This window comes from Pontimicrobium aquaticum, assembly GCF_005047595.1.
Taxonomy (GTDB): domain Bacteria; phylum Bacteroidota; class Bacteroidia; order Flavobacteriales; family Flavobacteriaceae; genus Pontimicrobium; species Pontimicrobium aquaticum.
The window spans coordinates 80,342-99,727 of record NZ_SUPL01000004.1 but is presented as its reverse complement, the minus strand read 5'-3'; the positions used below and the strand labels follow the sequence as shown (position 1 = coordinate 99,727).

Sequence of the window (19,386 nt, the reverse complement as noted above, 5' to 3'; positions counted from 1 at the left end):
AAAATTATACGTATAATCCATTCACGCAAGTAATAGCAAGGGAAATACCTGTTTTTGTTGATAACTTAACTTAATTGTTAATAAAGAGAACTGTTTTTTAGCTAATTATTGTAATATCAATGATGACAAGGGTTTAGAGCAGTTTAGCATCATCATGAAATGTAAAGCCATTAAGTAATGAAACTGCATCCATTTTTCGCTTTCCAGGAAGCTTAATTTCCTTTAGATTTATATAGCCTTGTTTTACAGCTACCATTATAGTTTTTTTGGTGCTTATAATTGTCCCAATACATAAGTTGTGTTTTTCTTTTAGCATGTCAACTTTATAAATTTTTACATTTAACTGTTCATTCCCATTTATTAGGATACTCCATGCTGCTGGATAAGGATTAAGTCCTCTTACTTTATTATAAATGTTTTCAATAGAATCTAACCAATCTATTTTACAATTGTCTTTATTTAATTTGTAAGCCGTTTTTATTTCAATATTTGTTGGTTGTGGAATGGTTTTTATAGGTCCTTTTTTAATTAACTCTACTGTTTTTAAAACCAATTCGCTTCCTAAGTACATTAATTTGTCATGTAATTCACCTGCTGTTTCGTTTGGTAATATATCTACTTCTTGCTGTAAAATCATTTCACCAGTGTCTATATGTTCGTCTATAAAAAATGTTGACACGCCAGTTTTTGTTTCGCCATTAATAATAGCCCAATTAATTGGTGCTGCTCCTCTATAATTTGGTAGTAAGGAGGCATGAAGGTTAAAAGTACCATATTCAGGCATTTGCCAGACTACTTTAGGTAACATTCTAAAGGCTACTACAATTTGTAGATTGGCTTTTAAATTCTCTAATTCTGTTACAAAATCATCGTTTTTAAGATTTGTTGGCTGTAGAATGTTTAAACCAACAGATTTTGCATATACTTTTACAGCACTTTCATGTAATTTTCTACCTCTTCCGGCTGGCTTGTCTGGTGCAGTAATAACACCAACTATATTATAATCATTTTCGACTAGTGTTTTTAATATGGTTACTGCAAAATCTGGCGTTCCCATAAATACAATTCTTAAATCTTTTGTCATGCTACTTTATTTTATAAGTATTTGTATTGGTTAGCTCAATTAGGTTACATTCTAACATATGTCTTAATAGTTTAGAGATATGATGTTCTTTAATGTTTGTTAATTGTACAATCTCTCTAGATGATAAGGGTTTTTCTTTTAAAACCGAAATAACGGTTTTAATATCTAATGCTTGAGTTGCCTTAGAGCTGTTGTTGTTTTTTTCTATACAAACCGAACAGATACCACAATCAGTCATATCTTTTTCACCAAAATAGGAGAGTAGCTGTGAGCTCTTACAGATAGTATCATTGTTAATATAGTTTATTACTGCATTTACCTGTTCTTGTTTTAGTTGGTTTTGTTGTTTTATTGTTCTTGCTATTCTATTTATGGTTTTGTCATCTTCTCTTGGCTCTAAAAAGGTAATTTCTGCATCCGTTTTTTGCAGTTTAAGAGAAATGACTTCGTCTTTATGTAACTGTATTAAAGCTTCAACAACAGTATCTTCTTTTAGGGATAGCTTCTTCGCAATAATAGCAGTGTTAATTTTAACTTCTTGATCAAAAATACCTCCATAGGTTCTTAAAATAGATTTTATAATCATACTAATATCCTGATGCTTCTCTAGATATTTGAACACATAATTACTGCTTACATGAAACATTATTCGAGAGCTGTTTCTGTACTGTTGCGACATATTAATTATGCTTGTTCTATCTAATGCTTGTAATGCATTATAGGTAGTATGTGTATTAAAGTTGTAGGTTTTACAAAAGGCGTTAAAATTAAAATCATAGGTAGTAAAGGCTCCTTCACCATAAGATATTTGAAAGTAATTACATAGCTTTCTATATACTTGCTTTATAAAATCTATAGTAGGTAAAACAGATAAAAACTGATTTTTAACATGTTGCTCATCTCCCTTATCTTTTAAAATTATTGCAAAAGCCTTTTTTTCATTACGGCCAGCACGTCCTGCTTCTTGAAAATAGCTCTCTAAACTTTCTGGAAGATTTACATGAATTACTGTTTTTACATCTGGTTTGTCTATACCCATTCCAAAAGCATTTGTAGCTACCATTACTTGTTTTTGGTTGTTAAACCATTGGTTAAGATGTTGTTCCTTTTCATTATTAGTTAATCCACCATGATAATAGGTACTAGAAAATCCTTTTTTTTCTAAAAAAGAATTAATCTCAAAAGTGTGTTTTCTACTTCTAACATATATAATGGAAGACTGAGGGTTCTTTTTTAAAATTTGTTCTATTTTATAAAGTTTATCTTCAACTTCAAATACCATAAAAGCTAAGTGTTCTCTTTTAAAACTTTGCTTAAATATTTTTGGATCGATAAAATCTAGATTGTCTATAATATCATCAACGACTTTTGCACGTGCAGTGGCTGTTAAGGCTATAATATTTACCGTAGGTTGTAACTCTCTAAGTGTAATAATATTTTTATAAGCTGGTCTAAAATTGTTTCCCCATTGGCTAATACAATGTGCTTCATCTACAGCTATAAGATTAACATTCATCTGCCTTATTCTGTCTTTTACAATATCTTGTTGTAAGCGTTCAGGAGATAAGTATAAAAATTTATAATTACCATAAATACAATTATCAAGCATAGTGTTTAGCTCTTCATAGTTATATTCGCTTGTTAATGCCATGGCTTTAATATCCTTTTCTTTTAAAGCTCTTACTTGGTCTTTCATTAAAGCAATTAAAGGAGAAATAACAATGCAAATACCTTCTTTTATGAGCGATGGAATTTGAAAGCAAATAGATTTTCCGCCTCCTGTTGGTAATAAAGCAAACGTATCTTCACCATTAAGTACAGCATTAATAATATCTTCTTGTAAAGGTCGGAAACTTGTGTGGCTCCAATACTTTTCTAATATGTTTATAGGATGCGACACTATAAATTATCCACAATATTTAAAATAAAATCTGCACGACTCTCAACAGAGCCAAATGGTACATCGTGAAGGTCGTAACCATATTCAGTATAAGCATTTACTAAATGGTCGTGAATCTTTACTGCTTGGTCAAAATTTTCATAACGCTCATTATCACTTACATAAATTTGTTGCCAAGGCGCTAAGATAAACACATGATCGTAAGAATAATTTTTGCAAGCTTCAACAAAACGTTCAGGATAATTTGTTCCTAAATAGTCCATATATGCAACTACATCAGGTATGCCTCTGTCTAAAAAGGTGAGTTTGCAGGTATATGCATCGGCTTCAAAAAACTGTTTTTTTCTTCCCTCTAAAAGCATATCACTAAACAATAAAGGCTTCGTTAAAAACAATTGCTCAATACCTTGTTTTTGAGCATCTAAAATAACTTGTCTCGAAATCTCTTCAAGACACACAAAATCTCTACGTAATAATTCCTTAATAATAGACGTTTTACCAGTACCAGGACCACCAGTTATGACAATTTTTTTTATACCCAAAGTCTTTTGATTTTCTCAGTAAAAATCGGAATTAAATACAGAAATAAAAAATATTTAAAAGTGTATATTTGTCACGCTTAAAAAAAAGGATATGAGTGTACCAAATCCAGAAGAATTTTATAAAAAATTAAAGACTCAGCTTTTAGAAACAACTGAATGGCCTTCGGAGTATTTATATAAGTTTATTGTGAAGTCTGAAATAGAAAAAATAGCTGAAGTAGAAGCCATTTTTGATAATACAGGAGCAGTAATACATACCATAGAATCTAAAAACGGAAAATATACAAGTATTTCAATTAATGTGGTAATGAAAGATCCAGATGCGGTTATTTCTAAGTATATAGAAGTAACACACAATGTTGAAGGAGTAATTTCGTTATAAATTTTTACTTCGAAAATTACTTAATAGCTTAAGCTATTGCTTATTTTTTTTGTATTTTGGCACCATAGTAAACTTCGTAGTAACTTATTAATTCTACATACATATAACAATAATTTTGATAGATCAATTAGAGTACAACACAGAACGCGAGCATTTAATAATACCAGAGTATGGACGCCATATTCAAAAAATGGTAAATTATGCTAAATCAAGAGAAACTAAAGAAGAGCGTAACAAACTAGCAAATGCTATTATTGCGGTAATGGGAAATTTACAGCCTCATTTACGTGATGTTCCCGATTTTCAGCATAAACTTTGGGATCAATTATTTATTATGGCTGATTTTGAATTAGATGCCGATTCTCCTTTCGAAAAGCCTTCACGAGAAGTACTAGAAGCACGACCTGAACCTTTAAAATACCCTCAAAACCATCCAAAATATCGTTTCTACGGAAATAATATTAAAACAATGATTGATGTTGCTAATACATGGGAAGAAGGAGAAATGAAAGAAGCACTGCTATATACAATTGCCAACCACATGAAAAAATGTTTCTTGAATTGGAATAAAGACACGGTTGAGGATGTCGTGATTTTCGATCACCTTTTTGAGTTATCTAATGGGGAAATTGACTTACGAAGAAGCGAAGAAGATTTAAGCGATTCTACAAGTTTAATGCGTTCTAAAAAGAAGTATTCCAACAAGAAACCATCAAATAAAAAACACAACCGAGGTCGTAAACGCTATTAATACTAAATGAGTACATTTAAAATTGAAGGTGGTCACCAGTTAAAAGGAGAAATACAACCACAAGGCGCAAAAAATGAAGCACTTCAAATTTTATGTGCAGTTCTTTTAACTCCAGAAAAAGTAACCATTCATAATATTCCAGATATTGTTGATGTTAACAAACTTATTAAGCTTTTAGAGAAATTAGGTGTTAAAGTCAATAAATTAGCTCATGGTTCATACACTTTTCAAGCTGATGAGATTAATTTACCATATTTAAAAACAGAGCAATTTAAAATTGATGGTCGCGGTTTACGAGGCTCTATCATGATTGTTGGACCATTATTAGCACGATTTGGCCAAGGATTTATACCTAAACCTGGAGGAGATAAAATTGGCAGACGTAGATTAGATACCCATTTTCAAGGATTTATTAATCTTGGAGCTAATTTTAGATATAATCGTGAAGAACATTTTTATGGTGTAGAAGCAGATAAATTAAAAGGGACTTATATGCTTTTAGATGAAGCCTCTGTAACTGGAACTGCAAATATTGTCATGGCTGCGGTTTTGGCGGAAGGTACGACTACTATTTATAACGCAGCCTGTGAACCTTACTTGCAACAGCTTTGTAAGATGCTAAATAGAATGGGAGCTAAAATCTCTGGTGTTGGTTCTAATATGTTGATTATTGAAGGTGTTGATAGTTTAGGAGGTACAGAACACACCATGCTTCCAGATATGATTGAAATTGGTAGTTGGATTGGCTTAGCAGCAATGACCAAAAGCGAACTTACTATTAAAAATGTAAGCTGGGATGATTTAGGGTTGATACCTAATGTATTTAGAAAATTAGGAATTATTGTAGAGCGACAAGGAGACGATATTCATATTCCTGCGCATACTGATGGTTACGAAATACAAAGTTATATTGACGGTTCTATTTTAACCGTAAGTGATGCGCCTTGGCCTGGATTTACGCCAGATTTATTAAGCATTGTTTTAGTGGTTGCTACACAAGCAAGAGGAAGTGTTCTAATACATCAAAAAATGTTTGAAAGTCGTTTGTTCTTTGTAGATAAGCTAATCGATATGGGAGCAAAAATTATTTTATGTGATCCTCATAGGGCAAATGTTATTGGTCATGACTTCAAGTCTAGTTTAAAAGCAACAACTATGACCTCACCTGATATTAGAGCAGGTATTTCATTGTTAATTGCTGCTTTATCAGCAAAAGGAACATCTACAATACATAATATTGAGCAAATAGACCGTGGTTATGAACGCATTGATGAACGCTTAAGAGCTATTGGCGCTAAAATTGAAAGGATATAAACTAACTATCTTTCATTTTTTATTTTGTCTATATAAGTTAAAATCTTTTTATCTAATTCGAGCTCAGTTTTAGCCATTTTTAACTTCATACGATAACTTTCATCAGTATATGGTTCATTGTATAGTTTATTAAACCCACTCATAACAAAGTCCATAATTCTATCTACACTATTTTCATTGGTTTTGAATTCTTCAATTCCAGTTAATAAGTTTATGTGTGCATCAATAGATAGTGCTATTGCCGTTTTAAAAGAGTATTTTTCAAGTAGAGACTTAGTTTTATTATATTCTTTTGCGGCAAAAATGATATAAAAAATTAAAGGTGATGTAATTAAAAACCTAACAAAAAAGTTTGCGTCAAATTTTAAGTTACTCATTTCCCATTCTACAATCATTAGTTGAAGTAGAAATAAGCCTAATATAATTAGGAGTAGTAATAATGTAGAATAGAATATGTGCTTTTCCCACTTTTGTAATTCACTTCTTAAAACTGTTCGTTTTTTATCAAATTCTCCGCCTAACCCAGTATTACCAGCTATTTGGTAAATATTTTTTATTTTTTTAAGAGTAGTACTAGCTTCTTCATGCCAACTTGTTATATCTTCAAATGCTTCTTCAGATTTTTTATGAACTTGATTTATTAGATTTGCTTTTTCTTGAATATCTTTCTCATACTTTAGTATCTTATTTTTTGAAGCTTCAATAACAACGTCTGCTTCAGTAATAATTTTTCTTTTTTCATTTACTGTTTTTTCAGTATCAAGAATACTACTATTTATTGTACGTAGCTTAGCTTCAATTCTTTTTAATTCATTGTTTTTTTGTCTTGATTCTGTGACTAATTTTTTAATTTCCGTAACCTGCTTCTGGTGGCTAAGTTTTAAATTATTAAACTGTCTTTCTATTTGTCTTCCTTTTACTATAGTCTTACTTAAACCAGTTTCTTTATTATTTATTTTATTATGTAAAGGAAGGTATTTGTTTTCATAAAATTTATCTACAGTTCTAAGCAGTCTTTTGAGTCTATCTCTATCAGTTTTAAAACTAGAAAGTGAATTTTCAACTTTAGTAGAAATATTATTTATTTGTGGGATTAGTTTGTTAAAGTCTCTTTTTACTTCTTTTGCACTATTTAAATCTGTTAGACCGATTTTGATAGCTTTTTTTACTTTAGCAATTTCTTTTTCTAATTCCGAAACCAATAATTCGGCTTCTTGCCTACTTTGTTTTAGGGTTTTTTGTTTAGCCATGTTCTTAATTATACTCAATAATACAAAAATAAAAACTCTGAGAGACGATAATTAAGTGTTTATTTTTCAACATGTTATAAACGAAAAAAAACTCCTATAATTAGGAGCTTTTTTATTAATAGGTATTACATATCATAGAAAAATTGCTCGTTTATAATTTTTCCGTCTTTAACTTCAAAGACACCAACTTCTTCCATTTGCATTCGTCCTTTTTCTTTAAAAGTGACATCATAATCCATTTTAGCAGTAAAATGATTACCAGCAACAACAGGATTGCTAATCCCTCCTTTATGAAACTCTTCTACATTATCTAGCCATATTTTGCTTTTGTTCATTACATTGTTCTTTCCAGTAACTATTGCTTCAGGAAATCCAGGCATCTCTTTACTTGTAACATCATCTGCATAGAGTTGTTCTATGCATTCTAAATTCTCACCTTTTCTGCACATTTCTGCCCATTTGTTTGCTACTTCTTGTGTTGTCATGTTTACAATAGTTTTATGTTAGACTTAAATTTAGCAAAAAGTTAGGATACTATTTACAAATAGTGTCTTAGAATTGATCTAAAGCTTCTTTATAAGTCTTTAAGCAGCGTTCTCTAGCAAATTTATGTTCAACAATGGGTTGGGTATATGTAAGTTCTTGATATTCTGGCACCCATTGTTTAATGTAAGTATGGTCTTTATCAAATTTCTGAATTTGAGTAGTAGGATTAAAAATCCTAAAATAAGGTGCTGCATCAACTCCACAACCTGCGATCCATTGCCAATTACCAATATTGCTAGACATTTCGTAATCGTGTAATTTTTCAGCAAAATAAGCTTCACCTAAGCGCCAATCAATCAATAAATGTTTGCATAAAAAACTACTAACTAGCATGCGTACACGATTGTGCATAAAACCTGTTTCGTTCAGCTCACGCATTCCAGCATCCACTAACGGATAACCTGTTTTTCCTTCGCACCAAGCTTTAAATTCTTCTTTATTATTTCGCCATTGTATAGCATCGTATTGTGGTTTGAAGCTTTTAGTAATGGTATGCGGAAAATGCCATAATATTTGCATAAAAAACTCACGCCAAATGAGTTCTTTCAAAAAAGTGTTATTATGACTCTTTAAAGCTTTTTGTACCATTTCTCTAACGCTAACCGTTCCAAAGCGCAGATGAGGACCCAATTTTGAGGTGCCTTTTTTCGATGGAAAGTTTCTCGTGGCTTCGTAATGATTAATAATTGCTTCGGATACATGATAAGGTTCAATGGTTTGTTTTGAGGTTTTAAAACCTATAGCATCTAATGATAAAAAGGGAAGATTTGTATCACTTACTAGATTTGATAAAAGTTCATCAGAATTAAAATTTTTAATCGAATTATTTTTAAGAGTCTCAAGCCACTTTTTGGAATATGGTGTATATACTTTGTAAGGTGTGCCATCATCTTTAACAACGTCATTGGTTTCAAAAATGACTTGGTCTTTATAGCTTTTAAAATCTATATTTTTTGTTTCTAAAAAAGCTTTCACATCGTTATCTCGCCTTATTGCATAAGGCTCATAATCGTGATTGGTAAATACGGTGTCAATAACGTAGTTGGTAGCTAACTGTTTGAAAACTTCTAAAGGTTTATTATGAAAAATAGCTAAGGAACTTTCAAATTTCTCTTTTAATGTGTCATTAATATCACTTAAAGTTTTGTGTATAAAAGTGACACGTGCATCATCCTTAGGAAGTGATTCTAGAATATTTTTATCAAAGATGAATATTGGCAAAACATTGTGTTTAGTATTTAATGCATGGAAAAGTCCAACATTATCTTCTAAGCGCAAATCGCGCCTAAACCAGAATATGTTTATAGTGTCTTTCATTTATATGTACCAAAAAGTTCTTCTAGTTTTTTGGTTCGGTATGCAAAAATTTCTTCCAATTTTGGCTTCACTAATATGGGTTGTACTAATTGCCCTAAAAACCCGAAAGGTACTTTATAATCTATAATATCCTCCATTTCAACACCACCTTCAATTTCTTTTATAAAATGTTTATGATGCCATAATGCATATGGTCCAAAGCGTTGTTCGTCAACAAAATATTGCTTGTCCATGACATGAGTAATTTCGGTTACCCATTTAGTTTTAATCCCTAAAACTGGTGTGACAATGTATTGAATGATCTGTCCTGGATACATTGGCCTTTCTGCTCCTGAAAGAATATCAAAACTCATATAATCTGGTGTTATGGTTTTTAAATTAGCAGGACTCGATAAAAACTCCCAAGCTTCATCTATTGAGATTGGAAGATTTTGTTTTTTATGTAATTGATAAAGTTTCATCTAGTTATGAATAACAACGTATAAGTTTAAAGATATGGCAATACAAAGCCAGAGAATGTAAGGCAGTAATAGAAATCTTATTGTTTGTAAAGACTCTGCTCTAAATGTTAAGAAGTAATACAGAATTACAATTAGCAATAAAACAATAATTATTAATGCAAAAAGGGTCATATGCTGATTGAAAAATATGTAATTCCAACTCACATTTAACACGACTTGAAACGCGAATAGCAACCATAAAAATTTCGAATTTTGCCAATTGAAGAGATATGCTAAGTAGATGGAAAAACACACCATAGTGGTTGCCCATGCAACACCAAACACCCAACCTGGAGGTGTCCAAGGCGCTAGATTTTGACTCATGTACCAACTAGAGGTTGGACCATTGTTCATTAGTAAATTACCAATGTATAAACCTCCAAAGTTTATGATTAAAAATAAAATTATAAGCTGGTAAAATTTCATCTATTTTTGTTTTAAAACGTCTATTTGGTCCAGTATTTTCTGAGCTTCAGCATATTTTTCATCACTCTTAGCTCTATCAATAGAAGATAGCTTATGCCATTCGCTCATTAGTTTTTCATACTGTTTTTGTAAAGTGTCCAGTTTTGATTTCGATCTAAAAAGTCCAAACATAATTATAGATATTTCGTTATTTTTTTGCTTAAAGGTTTTGTTGTTGAGTAAAAATAGTCAACCAGATTACCTTTAGGATTCACAAGGTATTTTTGAAAATTCCATTTAACAGATGAACTTTTAAAACCATTTAAACTTTTATCGGTTAGCCATTTATATAGTGGATGCTGTGCGCTCCCTTTTACATCAATTTTTTCTGTAATTAAGAAATTAACACCATAATTCACTTCACAAAATTCTTGAATTTCAAAAGCGCTTCCAGGTTCTTGACTTCCAAACTGGTTACAGGGTACACCAATAACCAAAAGCTTATTTTTATAAGTATCATGAAGTTTTTGAAGCTCTTTATATTGAGGTGTAAAGCCACATTTTGAAGCTACATTAACAAATAAAATGTATTTGCCTTTAAAATCAGAAAAATGTACTGGTTTACCTTGTAAACTATTTATTTTTATATCATAAATAGGATATTCTGGATTCATATAAGTTTTAGAATCTTTGTTATTAAATACGTTTAATATACTCATAAAATTTATAGTTTAAAACTTACAATACCACAGTCCATTTCAAATACTTGACCAGAAATTGATGCTGTTTTGTCAGATAATAAGAAGCTAACCATTTCGGCTACTTCTTCTGGGTTTAAATATTTTTTCAAAGGGTGTCGCTCGGTTATGTTTTCAATCATTCTATCGTTACGTAACAGTTTTGAAGCCAATTCAGTATCTGTTACTGTTGGTGCAATAGCATTAATTCTAATTGTTGGCGCTAATTCTGCTCCTAACGATTTTACTAAGCCTTCAACACCTGATTTTGCTGTAGCAACACTTGCATGAAATGGCATACCAAGTTTTGAAGCAACTGTACTAAACAAAACAATAGATGGTTTATCACCTTGTTTTAGTGTGTTAAGGTATTTTTGAATTACCTTCACAGCACCTAGAACATTGATTTCAAAATCGTTCTTAAAATCATCAATGCTAAGTCTTGATATTGGTTTTAAATTAATACTCCCAGGGCAATATACCAAGCCATCTGCTTTTTCAATGTTAGGTAAATCATCAGCAATAACATCACAAGAAAAATGTTCTAAATTTTCATATGTTATTTCTGGTTTAGTTCTACTAATATTAATCACTTTATGTTCATGTAATAGTATCTTAACTAGTGCATTACCAATACCTTTACTTCCTCCTACAACAATAATCGTTTTCATTTAGTAAGCCTCAGTAAGTAGACGTCCTTTAAGGCGCTTTTCTATCTTTCTTTTAATAACAGTTAAACGCTTCATGATATCCATGATTTTTGCATCTTTTTTCTCTTTATAAATTTCGTTTAAACCTAATATTAATGATTTGGCTTCTCTTGAAATTTTAACTCTATCGCTTGTAGATAAGCTACGCCTTTTTTGCTTTTCAAATTCTAGGGCTTTGTTTATTAAGTCCATAATTTAATTGTTTATATAGTTATGTAATTCGTTTATTTTTTCGACAGTATTAAAGTGTCCACCATAATATGTAGTTACTGTTGCTGATGTATCATCTTTAATGCCTCTTGAAGACACGCATAAATGTTTAGCATCAATAATTACAGCCACATCTTCGGTTTCTAGAATGGTTTTTAGCTCATTTGCTATTTGATTTGTTAAACGCTCCTGTACTTGTGGGCGTTTAGCATAATACTGAACAATTCTGTTTAATTTTGATAGTCCTATGACTTTTCCTGAAGATATGTAAGCCACGTGTGCTTTTCCAATAATTGGTACAAAATGATGTTCGCAATTGGAATACAAAGTGATATTCTTTTCAACCAACATCTGATTGTATTGATACTTATTATCAAATAAGGCGACTTTTGGTTTGTTTTTTGGATTTAACCCTGAAAATATTTCATCAATGTACATTTTAGCAACACGTTCAGGAGTGCCTCTTAATGAATCATCAGTGAGATCTAAACCCATTACATCCATAATTTCTTCGAACAAAATGGCTATTTTTTGCTTTTTTTCTTCATCAGATATTTTGAAAGCGTTTGATTTCATTGGAGTTTCAAGTCCAGTATATAAATGATCATTACCAATGTCATCAATAGTAAAACCATTTAGTTTATGGCCAATTCTTTTATTTTTAGTTACATCTGTTGTATTCATATTCATCTTTTTAGTGTGCTGTTTTTAAGTACTCTAAACTTAAAACAAAGCACGTTAGCGTTTTGAAATAGAGTTATTTGATATTTGTCTCTGTCGTGAACATTTGAATCGTCCTTTCTCAAATTCACGCAGTTTTTGATGCTTTGTTTTTCTTCCTTGTACTTTTGCTCTCCACATTTTGAAACTGCTAGGTTTCATTTCTCGTCTCATTAAGTTGATCACGTCTTGCTCATTAAGACCAAATTGTAATTTTATAGCTTCAAAGTGGTACGATCTTCCCAAGCCATTTCTATTATTCTGTCTATATCTATGATTTTAATCTTCATTATTCAAATATAAAAAATGTTTAATAATTTAATATTAAGATTAAACAAAATTTAACATATAAGATTTTAATTAAATCCTATTTAATAATTTTAATAATGAAAAAGGAGGTTAGTTGGCTAGATTTTTAATCATTCCTTTAAAAATAAACCCATGAAACGGCAAAACACTATACCAATAGAGTCTTCCCCAAAGACCACGAGGTCTAAATGTTGCAGTTTGCTTAAGTAAACCATCTTCAATTTTAAATTCTAACCAAGCTTCTCCAGGAAGACGCATTTCAGCATAGAGAAGAAGCTTTTGTTGTGCTTTGTCGGCATAAATGACTCTCCAAAAATCGAGAGCATCTCCTGCATCTAGATCTGTAGGACTTGTTCTTCCGCGACGTAGACCAATACCTCCAAAAAGTTTATCAATATAACCTCTTATTTTCCAAAGAAAATTGCCATAATACCAACCAGTTGCTCCTCCAATACTCCAGATTTTGTCTAGTGTTTTTTTTGTATCATGAACCTGTCTCTCTTTATAGTCTGTAAAGCAACCAAAAGTTGGTACATTGATATACTTGTGTAAATTTTTTCTCAATCGTCCGCTACTAATCATTGAGTCTTTCCAGCTAGAGATAATACTGTTTTGTTCGATTTTCTCGAATGCTAAGGCAACTGCTTCTTTGTAGGATTTTGGTTTTACATTTAATAATTGGTTTATATCACTTGGTTTGCCAATAATTTGAACTCCCATACTATCTACTAAAGTTGTGGCTAGTTTGTATGATGTAGAGGTTACAAAGTACAGCCAATAAGATGATAACTTTGGCGTCATCACTGGAACGGTTAGAATATATCGTTTTAAGCCTCTAACTTTTGCAAACTGTAATAACATTTGCTTATAGGTTAAAACTTCAGGACCGAAAACATCAAATGATTTGTTATATAATTCTTTGCGCCCAACACTTCGATGTAGAAAGGTCAATACATCTCTAACGGCAAGTGGTTGTGTTTTTGTATTTAGCCACTTTGGAGCAATCATAAATGGTAATTTTTCAACCAAATCTCTTATAATCTCAAAAGATGAGCTTCCTGAACCCACAATAATTCCAGCCTTGAAAATAGTTAATCCATAGCCGTTTGATTCGAGTAGGTCTTCTACATTTTTACGAGATTGTAAATGTTTAGATAAATTATCTTCGTTGGTAATTCCACTAAGGTATATAACTTGTTTTGCGTTAGTTTTTTCTATTTGATTTTTAAAATTGATAGCACACTTTTCTTCAAGAGATTCAAAGTCTTTAGAAGAATTAGACATGGAGTGTATTAGGTAGAAAGCAACATCAATGTCTTTAGGAATGTTATTAAGTGTTTCAGGTTTTAAAAAATCGGCTTCAACAATATCAATTAAGTCCTCTTCTACATAACTTTTATCTGCTCGCAACTTGTCTCTAACTGCACAAACAACATTATGATCATCATTGATTAATAGTGGAATTAGCCGTTTGCCAATATAACCTGTTGCTCCTGTTACAAGAATTTTCATTTCGTTTATTATTTAGGCCTTTGATAGTTAATGCGTTTATTTAAATATGGTATAGGATAATTATCTAATTCTAATAATATTTCCAATTACTAGAATAGTATAATTGATTTATATGTACTTAATAACTAATGTAGGTTTTATAAAGTTTTGAAATTGTTGATTTCAATATCTTTCGCTTTTAAATCAAACATTAAATTATACAATCCAAAAAAGGTTCTGTTGATATAAATAAAATGCTTTGAACCTCTATTGCCATTCATTTTACGTAATTCAGTATTCTTACTATATTTTTCCCCCAATTCAGCAATTTTTCCAAAGAATTCTGCATCTGAGAAATCAAACGTATCCACATGGAAAGGTTGTGTAAATAAACTCAACATTTCATGAAACATGTTAGAGAAAAACTCTAGCTCTTCATTTGAATCATCAGGACGTAAAATTTCAAGTTCAAACATTTTGTCTCTGAATACTTTTGGATTATTTATGTTCTCTTTTTTGGCTAATTCGAAATATGGAATGTAGAATTCTTCTGGGACTGCTTTCATACAGCCAAAATCAAGAGCAATTAAATTGCCTTGTTTTGATACTAGAAAATTTCCTGGATGAGGATCGGCATGTACTTTTCTTAAGTTATGCATTTGAAACATGTAAAAATCCCATAGCGCTTGTCCGATTTTGTTTGATAACTCTTGATTTGTGTTGTGTGCTACAAATTCAGATAAATGTTCACCATGCATCCAATCCATTGTAATAATGCGCTCTGAGGATTGGTCTTCGTAATACTGAGGAAACTCTAAGTTTGGAATATGTTTACAAGCTTCTGCTATTGCTTTGCTCTGTGAAACTTCTAAAATGTAATTTGTTTCTTCAATTAATTTGTCTTCAACTTCTTTGAAATATTTATCAGAATCTTTGCCTTTGATATTAAACATTTTAATAGCCATGGGTTTTACTAAAGCTAAATCTGAACTGATACTTTCTGCAACTCCTGGATATTGAATTTTCACAGCAAGTTTTTTCCCATCTTTAAATGCTTTATGTACTTGACCAATACTAGCAGCATTTACAGAAGTTGCGTTGAATGTATCATATAATTCATTTGGTAGCATTCCAAAATACTTTTTAAATGTTTTAAGTACTAGAGGAGGAGATAAAGGTGGTACTGAAAATTGCGCAAGAGAAAATTTTTCAACATAGGCTTGTGGTAAAATGCTTTTCTCCATACTTAACATTTGAGCTACTTTTAGAGCACTGCCTTTTAAGCTTTTTAAACCATCGTAAATATCTTCAGCGTTATTTTGGTTAAGGCGCTCTTTAGCTTCTTCATTAGAGTTTACCAATTTATCACCATAATACTTAATATAATTTACACCAACTTTAGCACCAGTTTGAACTAACTTTGATGCACGTTGAATTTTTGTAGTAGGTATTTTGTCTATGGTTTTCATTTAGTTTATGTGCATTTTTTCCTTGTATAAAAACTTGCCAAGGTCAATTATGCTTTTTAGAGGTTTAATATCAATTAAATCAAAACTTGTATTAACAGCTTTTTCAATAAATATGTCAGTTTTTTCAAATGAAGGCGAAGTATCTTCTATCCAAAATTTCATGGTAATCATTAATTGTATCCATGCAGATTCCTTAAGCGTCTTATCTTGTACTTTCTCTAATGTTTCTTGCTTGACTTCAAGACGAGAAATTTCTAAAGTTTCAATATAAGCTGTAAAACTTTGCTTGAGTTTTATAAGTGTGCGTAATGTTTTAAGCTTATCTGTTTTATTGCTTAATACATTAACCACATAACTTCTGTTTGCGGTTAATATTTCAAAAAAGGTATAATAAAAACTTAGTAATTTGTTTCTTGTATCAAACAGCTTATACTCTTCGCTTTTATCTAAAACAGTAAGAGCATTATCAAAAAAAGCTTTAAATACTGATTGTTCTAATGCTTCAAAGTTTCCAAAGTACTTGTAAAACTCTGTTTCTTCAAAATTATTTGCTTTAGCAAAACTGTAAACAGATTTTGGTTGTGTGTTATGTTCTAGTACATAATCCATATAGTTATCAATTATGTCTGAACTTGATTTTGATTTCTTTTTTCTCATCATATAATTTATTGATAGCTCAAAAATACAAAATGTTTAACATATTAAAGTAAAGATTAAACAATAATTAACACTATAGATATTTTTGTTGTTTTGTTATTTATATTTATCGTATTATTGCAATGAAACAATTAAGTTGAATTATGGGTGTATCAAAAACTGAAATATTTACTAAGCAACAAAATGAAATAGCAGTGTTTATGAAAGCATTTTCACATCCAGCACGAATTTCTATTCTTCAAAATTTATTTGAGAAAGATACTTGTGTTTGCGGTGATTTAGTAAAAGAAATAGGGTTGGCACAAGCAACCATTTCACAACACCTTAAAGAACTTAAGCTCTTGGGATTGATTAAAGGTAAAGTTGAAGGTACAAGTGTTTGTTATTGTATTGACGAAGCGGTTTGGAAGCATATGAAAACGTTACTCAACACTTTTTTAGACCATGATATTAAAAACCAAGACACTTGCTGTTAAACATTAAAATTTCATATTAAAATGAGTGCTTTTTCTACTATTGAAAAATTAATTTCAACACTTGATGTAAATAGTGTTCCTATTGAACGAAAAGCGGTGTTACAACCTCTTGTAGATTTTATACAAGATAAGCGTGATAAAAATGAGGCTGCAAATATAAATTTTATTTGCACCCACAATTCACGTCGTAGTCACCTTTCACAAATTTGGGCACAAACCATGGCTGCTTATTTTCAAGTTGGTAAAGTAGTATGTTATTCTGGAGGTACAGAAGCAACTGCACTTTTTCCAGTAGTAGTAAAAACATTACAAAACACTGGCTTTAAGGTAAATACTATTTCTCAAGGTAATAATCCTATTTACTTAATCAAGTATGAAGATAATTGTAGCCCAATAATTGCTTTTTCTAAGACATTTGATGATAGTTTTAATCCAGTGTCAAATTTCGCAGCAGTATTAACATGTTCACAAGCTGATGCAGGTTGTCCATTTATTGCTGGTGCAGAAAAACGAATTCCTGTAACATATGAAGATCCTAAGGTATTTGATAATACGCCTCAACAGGAAGAAAAATATAACGAACGCAGTATACAAATTGCTACTGAAATGTTTTATGTATTCTCTCAAATAAAATAATTAATATGGCAACTCACAAAAAATTAAGTTTTCTAGATAGCTATCTTACCTTATGGATTTTTATAGCCATGGGTTTAGGTGTCGCTTTAGGTTATTTTTTCCCTTCTATTACAACATATATAGATTCATACAGTAGTGGCACCACTAATATTCCAATAGCTATTGGCTTAATATTAATGATGTATCCACCTTTGGCAAAAGTTGATTATAGCTTGCTGCCAAAAGTTTTTAAGAATGTTAAGGTGTTATCTATCTCTTTGTTTTTAAATTGGATTGTAGGCCCAATTTTAATGTTTGCTTTGGCCTTAATATTTTTGCAAGAGCACCCAGATTATATGGTTGGATTGATTTTAATAGGCTTAGCACGTTGTATTGCTATGGTATTGGTTTGGAATGATTTAGCTGAAGGGAGTAGTGAATATGGTGCTGGTTTGGTAGCTTTAAACAGTATTTTCCAAGTGTTTGGTTATAGTTTTTATGCATGGTTGTTCATTACCAAGCTTCCGCCACTTTTCGGTTTTGAAGGTGCTATTGTTGATATTTCAATTGTTACTATAGCTGAAAGCGTGTCCATATATTTGGGAATTCCATTTTTAGCAGGATTGTTGAGCAGACTTATTTTGGTGAAATTAAAAGGCGAGGCGTGGTACACTCAAAAATATATACCAACCATTTCCCCAATCACCTTAATAGCATTGTTGTTTACCATCGTAGTGATGTTTTCATTAAAGGGAGAGCTCATTGTTGAAATTCCAATGGATGTGGTGACCATAGCCATTCCGTTACTTATTTATTTTGCGATTATGTTTCTTATTGGCTTTTTTGTGTCAAAGGCACTAGGAGCATCGTATGATAAAAATGCAGCTATTTCCTTTACTGCTGCCGGAAATAATTTTGAATTGGCTATAGCTGTATCTATAGCTGTTTTTGGGTTAAATTCAGGACAAGCATTTGCAGGTGTCATTGGGCCTTTGGTTGAAGTTCCTGCTTTGATTTTGCTTGTTAGAGTAGCGTTCTGGTTAAGAAAAAAGTATTATTTAAAGAAGTAATGATGCTTTATATAAGAAGCTACCATTCTTAGTTAGATTTTGTAAATTTGTGTGTCTAACAATTTAACATTAAATGAAACACACATGAAAAAATTACTATTAATAATGCTTGCGTTTACTACGTCTTATGCTGTAAATGCACAAATACAAACACCTGCACCAAGTCCAGCATCTAAAATAGAGCAGAAGGTAGGCTTGACCGATGTGACTATTGAGTACTCCAGACCATCAATGAAAGGGCGTGTTATTTTTGGCGATCTTGTTCCTTTTGGTAAAATATGGAGAACAGGCGCCAATGCAAGAACCAAAATTTCTTTTAGTGACGATGTTACCATTGCAGGAACAACTGTAAAAGCTGGTTCATATGCTATTTTTACAATTCCAAATGCTGACACATGGGATGTTATATTCTATACAGAACATCAAGGAGCTGGTGCACCACAAACATTAGATGAAAGTAAAATAGCAGCCAGAACTACGGTTGATGTGCACGCTATTCCTTTTGATGTGCAAACATTTTCTTTTGATATCAATAACCTTTCAAATAGTAGCGCAACAATAGATATGATTTGGGAAAAAACATATGTTGCCATCCCTTTTACAGTCCCAACAGATGCTAAAGTATCAGCAGGTATTGAAAGCGTTATGAGCGGACCAGGGTTTAACGATTATTATGGTGCAGCTTCATATTACTACAGTGAAGGAAAAAACTTAGACACCGCTAAAAAATGGATTGATAAAGCTATGAGCATGACCGATTCACCTCAATTCTGGCAATTACGTCAGCAATCATTGATCTATGCAGCCACTGGTGACAAAAAAGGTGCCATAGCATTGGCAAAACAATCATTGGCAGCAGCCGAAAAAGCTGGAAATGCCGATTATGTTAAAATGAACAAAGAATCTCTTGCAGAGTGGCAAAAGTAACTTT

At 31.5% G+C, this 19,386-nt stretch carries 23 protein-coding genes and 1 pseudogene; 7 read left to right on the top strand and 17 right to left on the bottom strand.

What is annotated here, in order from left to right; all coding sequences use genetic code 11:
* Window positions 1-133 precede the first annotated feature (133 nt).
* The 3 genes from fmt to E5167_RS08250 are packed head-to-tail and all read right to left on the bottom strand — an operon-like array spanning window position 134 to window position 3,526.
* The gene (gene fmt / locus E5167_RS08260; RefSeq protein ID WP_136842970.1) at window positions 134-1,084 is read right to left on the bottom strand and encodes a methionyl-tRNA formyltransferase; all 951 of its coding nucleotides are present in this window, start codon (window positions 1,082-1,084) and stop codon (window positions 134-136) included.
* Between the two features lies 1 nt (window position 1,085).
* Window positions 1,086-2,984 carry a RecQ family ATP-dependent DNA helicase gene (locus tag E5167_RS08255; protein ID WP_136842968.1) on the bottom strand — a complete coding sequence of 633 codons (1,899 nt, stop codon included), beginning with the start codon at window positions 2,982-2,984 and terminating at the stop codon, window positions 1,086-1,088.
* A complete protein-coding gene (locus tag E5167_RS08250; protein ID WP_136842966.1) occupies window positions 2,984-3,526 on the bottom strand; it encodes an AAA family ATPase in 543 nt (180 codons plus the stop codon). The genes E5167_RS08255 and E5167_RS08250 overlap by 1 nt, the downstream gene beginning before the upstream one ends.
* A gap of 91 nt (window positions 3,527-3,617) precedes the next feature.
* Here E5167_RS08250 and E5167_RS08245 point away from each other — a divergent pair, with 91 nt between their 5' ends.
* The 3 genes from E5167_RS08245 to murA all read left to right on the top strand — a co-directional run bounded on the left by E5167_RS08245 (window position 3,618) and on the right by murA (window position 5,973).
* Entirely contained in the window at window positions 3,618-3,908 is a 291-nt protein-coding gene (locus tag E5167_RS08245; protein WP_136842964.1) for a DUF493 family protein, read from the top strand.
* Between the two features lie 115 nt (window positions 3,909-4,023).
* Complete coding sequence (locus E5167_RS08240; RefSeq protein WP_136842962.1) at window positions 4,024-4,659, top strand: DUF4290 domain-containing protein; 636 nt, start codon at window positions 4,024-4,026, stop codon at window positions 4,657-4,659.
* A gap of 6 nt (window positions 4,660-4,665) precedes the next feature.
* Window positions 4,666-5,973: a UDP-N-acetylglucosamine 1-carboxyvinyltransferase gene (gene murA, locus E5167_RS08235; RefSeq protein ID WP_136842959.1), complete on the top strand. Its 1,308-nt coding sequence runs from the start codon at window positions 4,666-4,668 to the stop codon at window positions 5,971-5,973.
* 5 nt (window positions 5,974-5,978) lie between these two features.
* Here the strand turns inward: murA and E5167_RS08230 are convergent, their stop codons facing one another.
* The 14 genes and pseudogenes from E5167_RS08230 to E5167_RS08165 all read right to left on the bottom strand — a co-directional run bounded on the left by E5167_RS08230 (window position 5,979) and on the right by E5167_RS08165 (window position 16,294).
* Window positions 5,979-7,223 carry a coiled-coil domain-containing protein gene (locus E5167_RS08230; RefSeq protein ID WP_136842958.1) on the bottom strand — a complete coding sequence of 415 codons (1,245 nt, stop codon included), beginning with the start codon at window positions 7,221-7,223 and terminating at the stop codon, window positions 5,979-5,981.
* A gap of 125 nt (window positions 7,224-7,348) precedes the next feature.
* Window positions 7,349-7,708 (bottom strand): nuclear transport factor 2 family protein, encoded by a 360-nt coding sequence (locus E5167_RS08225; RefSeq protein WP_136842956.1) that lies wholly within the window; start codon window positions 7,706-7,708, stop codon window positions 7,349-7,351.
* A gap of 67 nt (window positions 7,709-7,775) precedes the next feature.
* Window positions 7,776-9,086, bottom strand: a complete 1,311-nt coding sequence (locus E5167_RS08220) for a cryptochrome/photolyase family protein (RefSeq protein ID WP_136842954.1) — start codon at window positions 9,084-9,086, stop codon at window positions 7,776-7,778.
* Window positions 9,083-9,547 (bottom strand): SRPBCC family protein, encoded by a 465-nt coding sequence (locus E5167_RS08215; protein ID WP_136842952.1) that lies wholly within the window; start codon window positions 9,545-9,547, stop codon window positions 9,083-9,085. Before E5167_RS08215 ends, E5167_RS08220 begins: the two co-directional genes overlap by 4 nt.
* Window positions 9,548-10,012: a TspO/MBR family protein gene (locus E5167_RS08210; protein ID WP_136842950.1), complete on the bottom strand. Its 465-nt coding sequence runs from the start codon at window positions 10,010-10,012 to the stop codon at window positions 9,548-9,550.
* The gene (locus E5167_RS08205; protein WP_136842949.1) at window positions 10,013-10,183 is read right to left on the bottom strand and encodes a Lacal_2735 family protein; all 171 of its coding nucleotides are present in this window, start codon (window positions 10,181-10,183) and stop codon (window positions 10,013-10,015) included.
* 2 nt (window positions 10,184-10,185) lie between these two features.
* The gene (locus E5167_RS08200) at window positions 10,186-10,665 is read right to left on the bottom strand and encodes a glutathione peroxidase (RefSeq protein WP_239021974.1); all 480 of its coding nucleotides are present in this window, start codon (window positions 10,663-10,665) and stop codon (window positions 10,186-10,188) included.
* A gap of 50 nt (window positions 10,666-10,715) precedes the next feature.
* Complete coding sequence (locus tag E5167_RS08195) at window positions 10,716-11,399, bottom strand: SDR family NAD(P)-dependent oxidoreductase (RefSeq protein WP_136842945.1); 684 nt, start codon at window positions 11,397-11,399, stop codon at window positions 10,716-10,718.
* Window positions 11,400-11,630, bottom strand: coding sequence for a hypothetical protein (locus E5167_RS08190; RefSeq protein ID WP_136842943.1), 231 nt, complete (start codon window positions 11,628-11,630; stop codon window positions 11,400-11,402).
* A gap of 3 nt (window positions 11,631-11,633) precedes the next feature.
* Window positions 11,634-12,332 (bottom strand): GTP cyclohydrolase I FolE, encoded by a 699-nt coding sequence (folE, locus tag E5167_RS08185; RefSeq protein WP_394347691.1) that lies wholly within the window; start codon window positions 12,330-12,332, stop codon window positions 11,634-11,636.
* A 54-nt stretch (window positions 12,333-12,386) separates the two neighbouring features.
* Window positions 12,387-12,658, bottom strand: a pseudogene (locus tag E5167_RS08180) (TIGR03643 family protein).
* 109 nt (window positions 12,659-12,767) lie between these two features.
* A complete protein-coding gene (locus E5167_RS08175) occupies window positions 12,768-14,189 on the bottom strand; it encodes an SDR family oxidoreductase (protein ID WP_136842939.1) in 1,422 nt (473 codons plus the stop codon).
* Between the two features lie 137 nt (window positions 14,190-14,326).
* Window positions 14,327-15,637: an ABC1 kinase family protein gene (locus E5167_RS08170; RefSeq protein ID WP_136842937.1), complete on the bottom strand. Its 1,311-nt coding sequence runs from the start codon at window positions 15,635-15,637 to the stop codon at window positions 14,327-14,329.
* The gene (locus tag E5167_RS08165) at window positions 15,638-16,294 is read right to left on the bottom strand and encodes a TetR family transcriptional regulator C-terminal domain-containing protein (protein WP_136842935.1); all 657 of its coding nucleotides are present in this window, start codon (window positions 16,292-16,294) and stop codon (window positions 15,638-15,640) included. It abuts the gene before it with no gap.
* A 143-nt stretch (window positions 16,295-16,437) separates the two neighbouring features.
* Between E5167_RS08165 and E5167_RS08160 the strand changes: the two genes are divergently transcribed.
* The 4 genes from E5167_RS08160 (at window position 16,438) to E5167_RS08145 (ending at window position 19,382) form a co-directional block, all read left to right on the top strand.
* The gene (locus E5167_RS08160) at window positions 16,438-16,770 is read left to right on the top strand and encodes an ArsR/SmtB family transcription factor (RefSeq protein WP_136842933.1); all 333 of its coding nucleotides are present in this window, start codon (window positions 16,438-16,440) and stop codon (window positions 16,768-16,770) included.
* A 21-nt stretch (window positions 16,771-16,791) separates the two neighbouring features.
* A complete protein-coding gene (locus tag E5167_RS08155) occupies window positions 16,792-17,406 on the top strand; it encodes an arsenate-mycothiol transferase ArsC (protein ID WP_136842931.1) in 615 nt (204 codons plus the stop codon).
* A gap of 5 nt (window positions 17,407-17,411) precedes the next feature.
* Window positions 17,412-18,455, top strand: coding sequence for an ACR3 family arsenite efflux transporter (gene arsB / locus E5167_RS08150; protein ID WP_136842929.1), 1,044 nt, complete (start codon window positions 17,412-17,414; stop codon window positions 18,453-18,455).
* An 84-nt stretch (window positions 18,456-18,539) separates the two neighbouring features.
* Window positions 18,540-19,382 (top strand): DUF2911 domain-containing protein, encoded by an 843-nt coding sequence (locus tag E5167_RS08145; protein ID WP_136842928.1) that lies wholly within the window; start codon window positions 18,540-18,542, stop codon window positions 19,380-19,382.
* The last annotated feature ends 4 nt before the right edge of the window (window positions 19,383-19,386 follow it).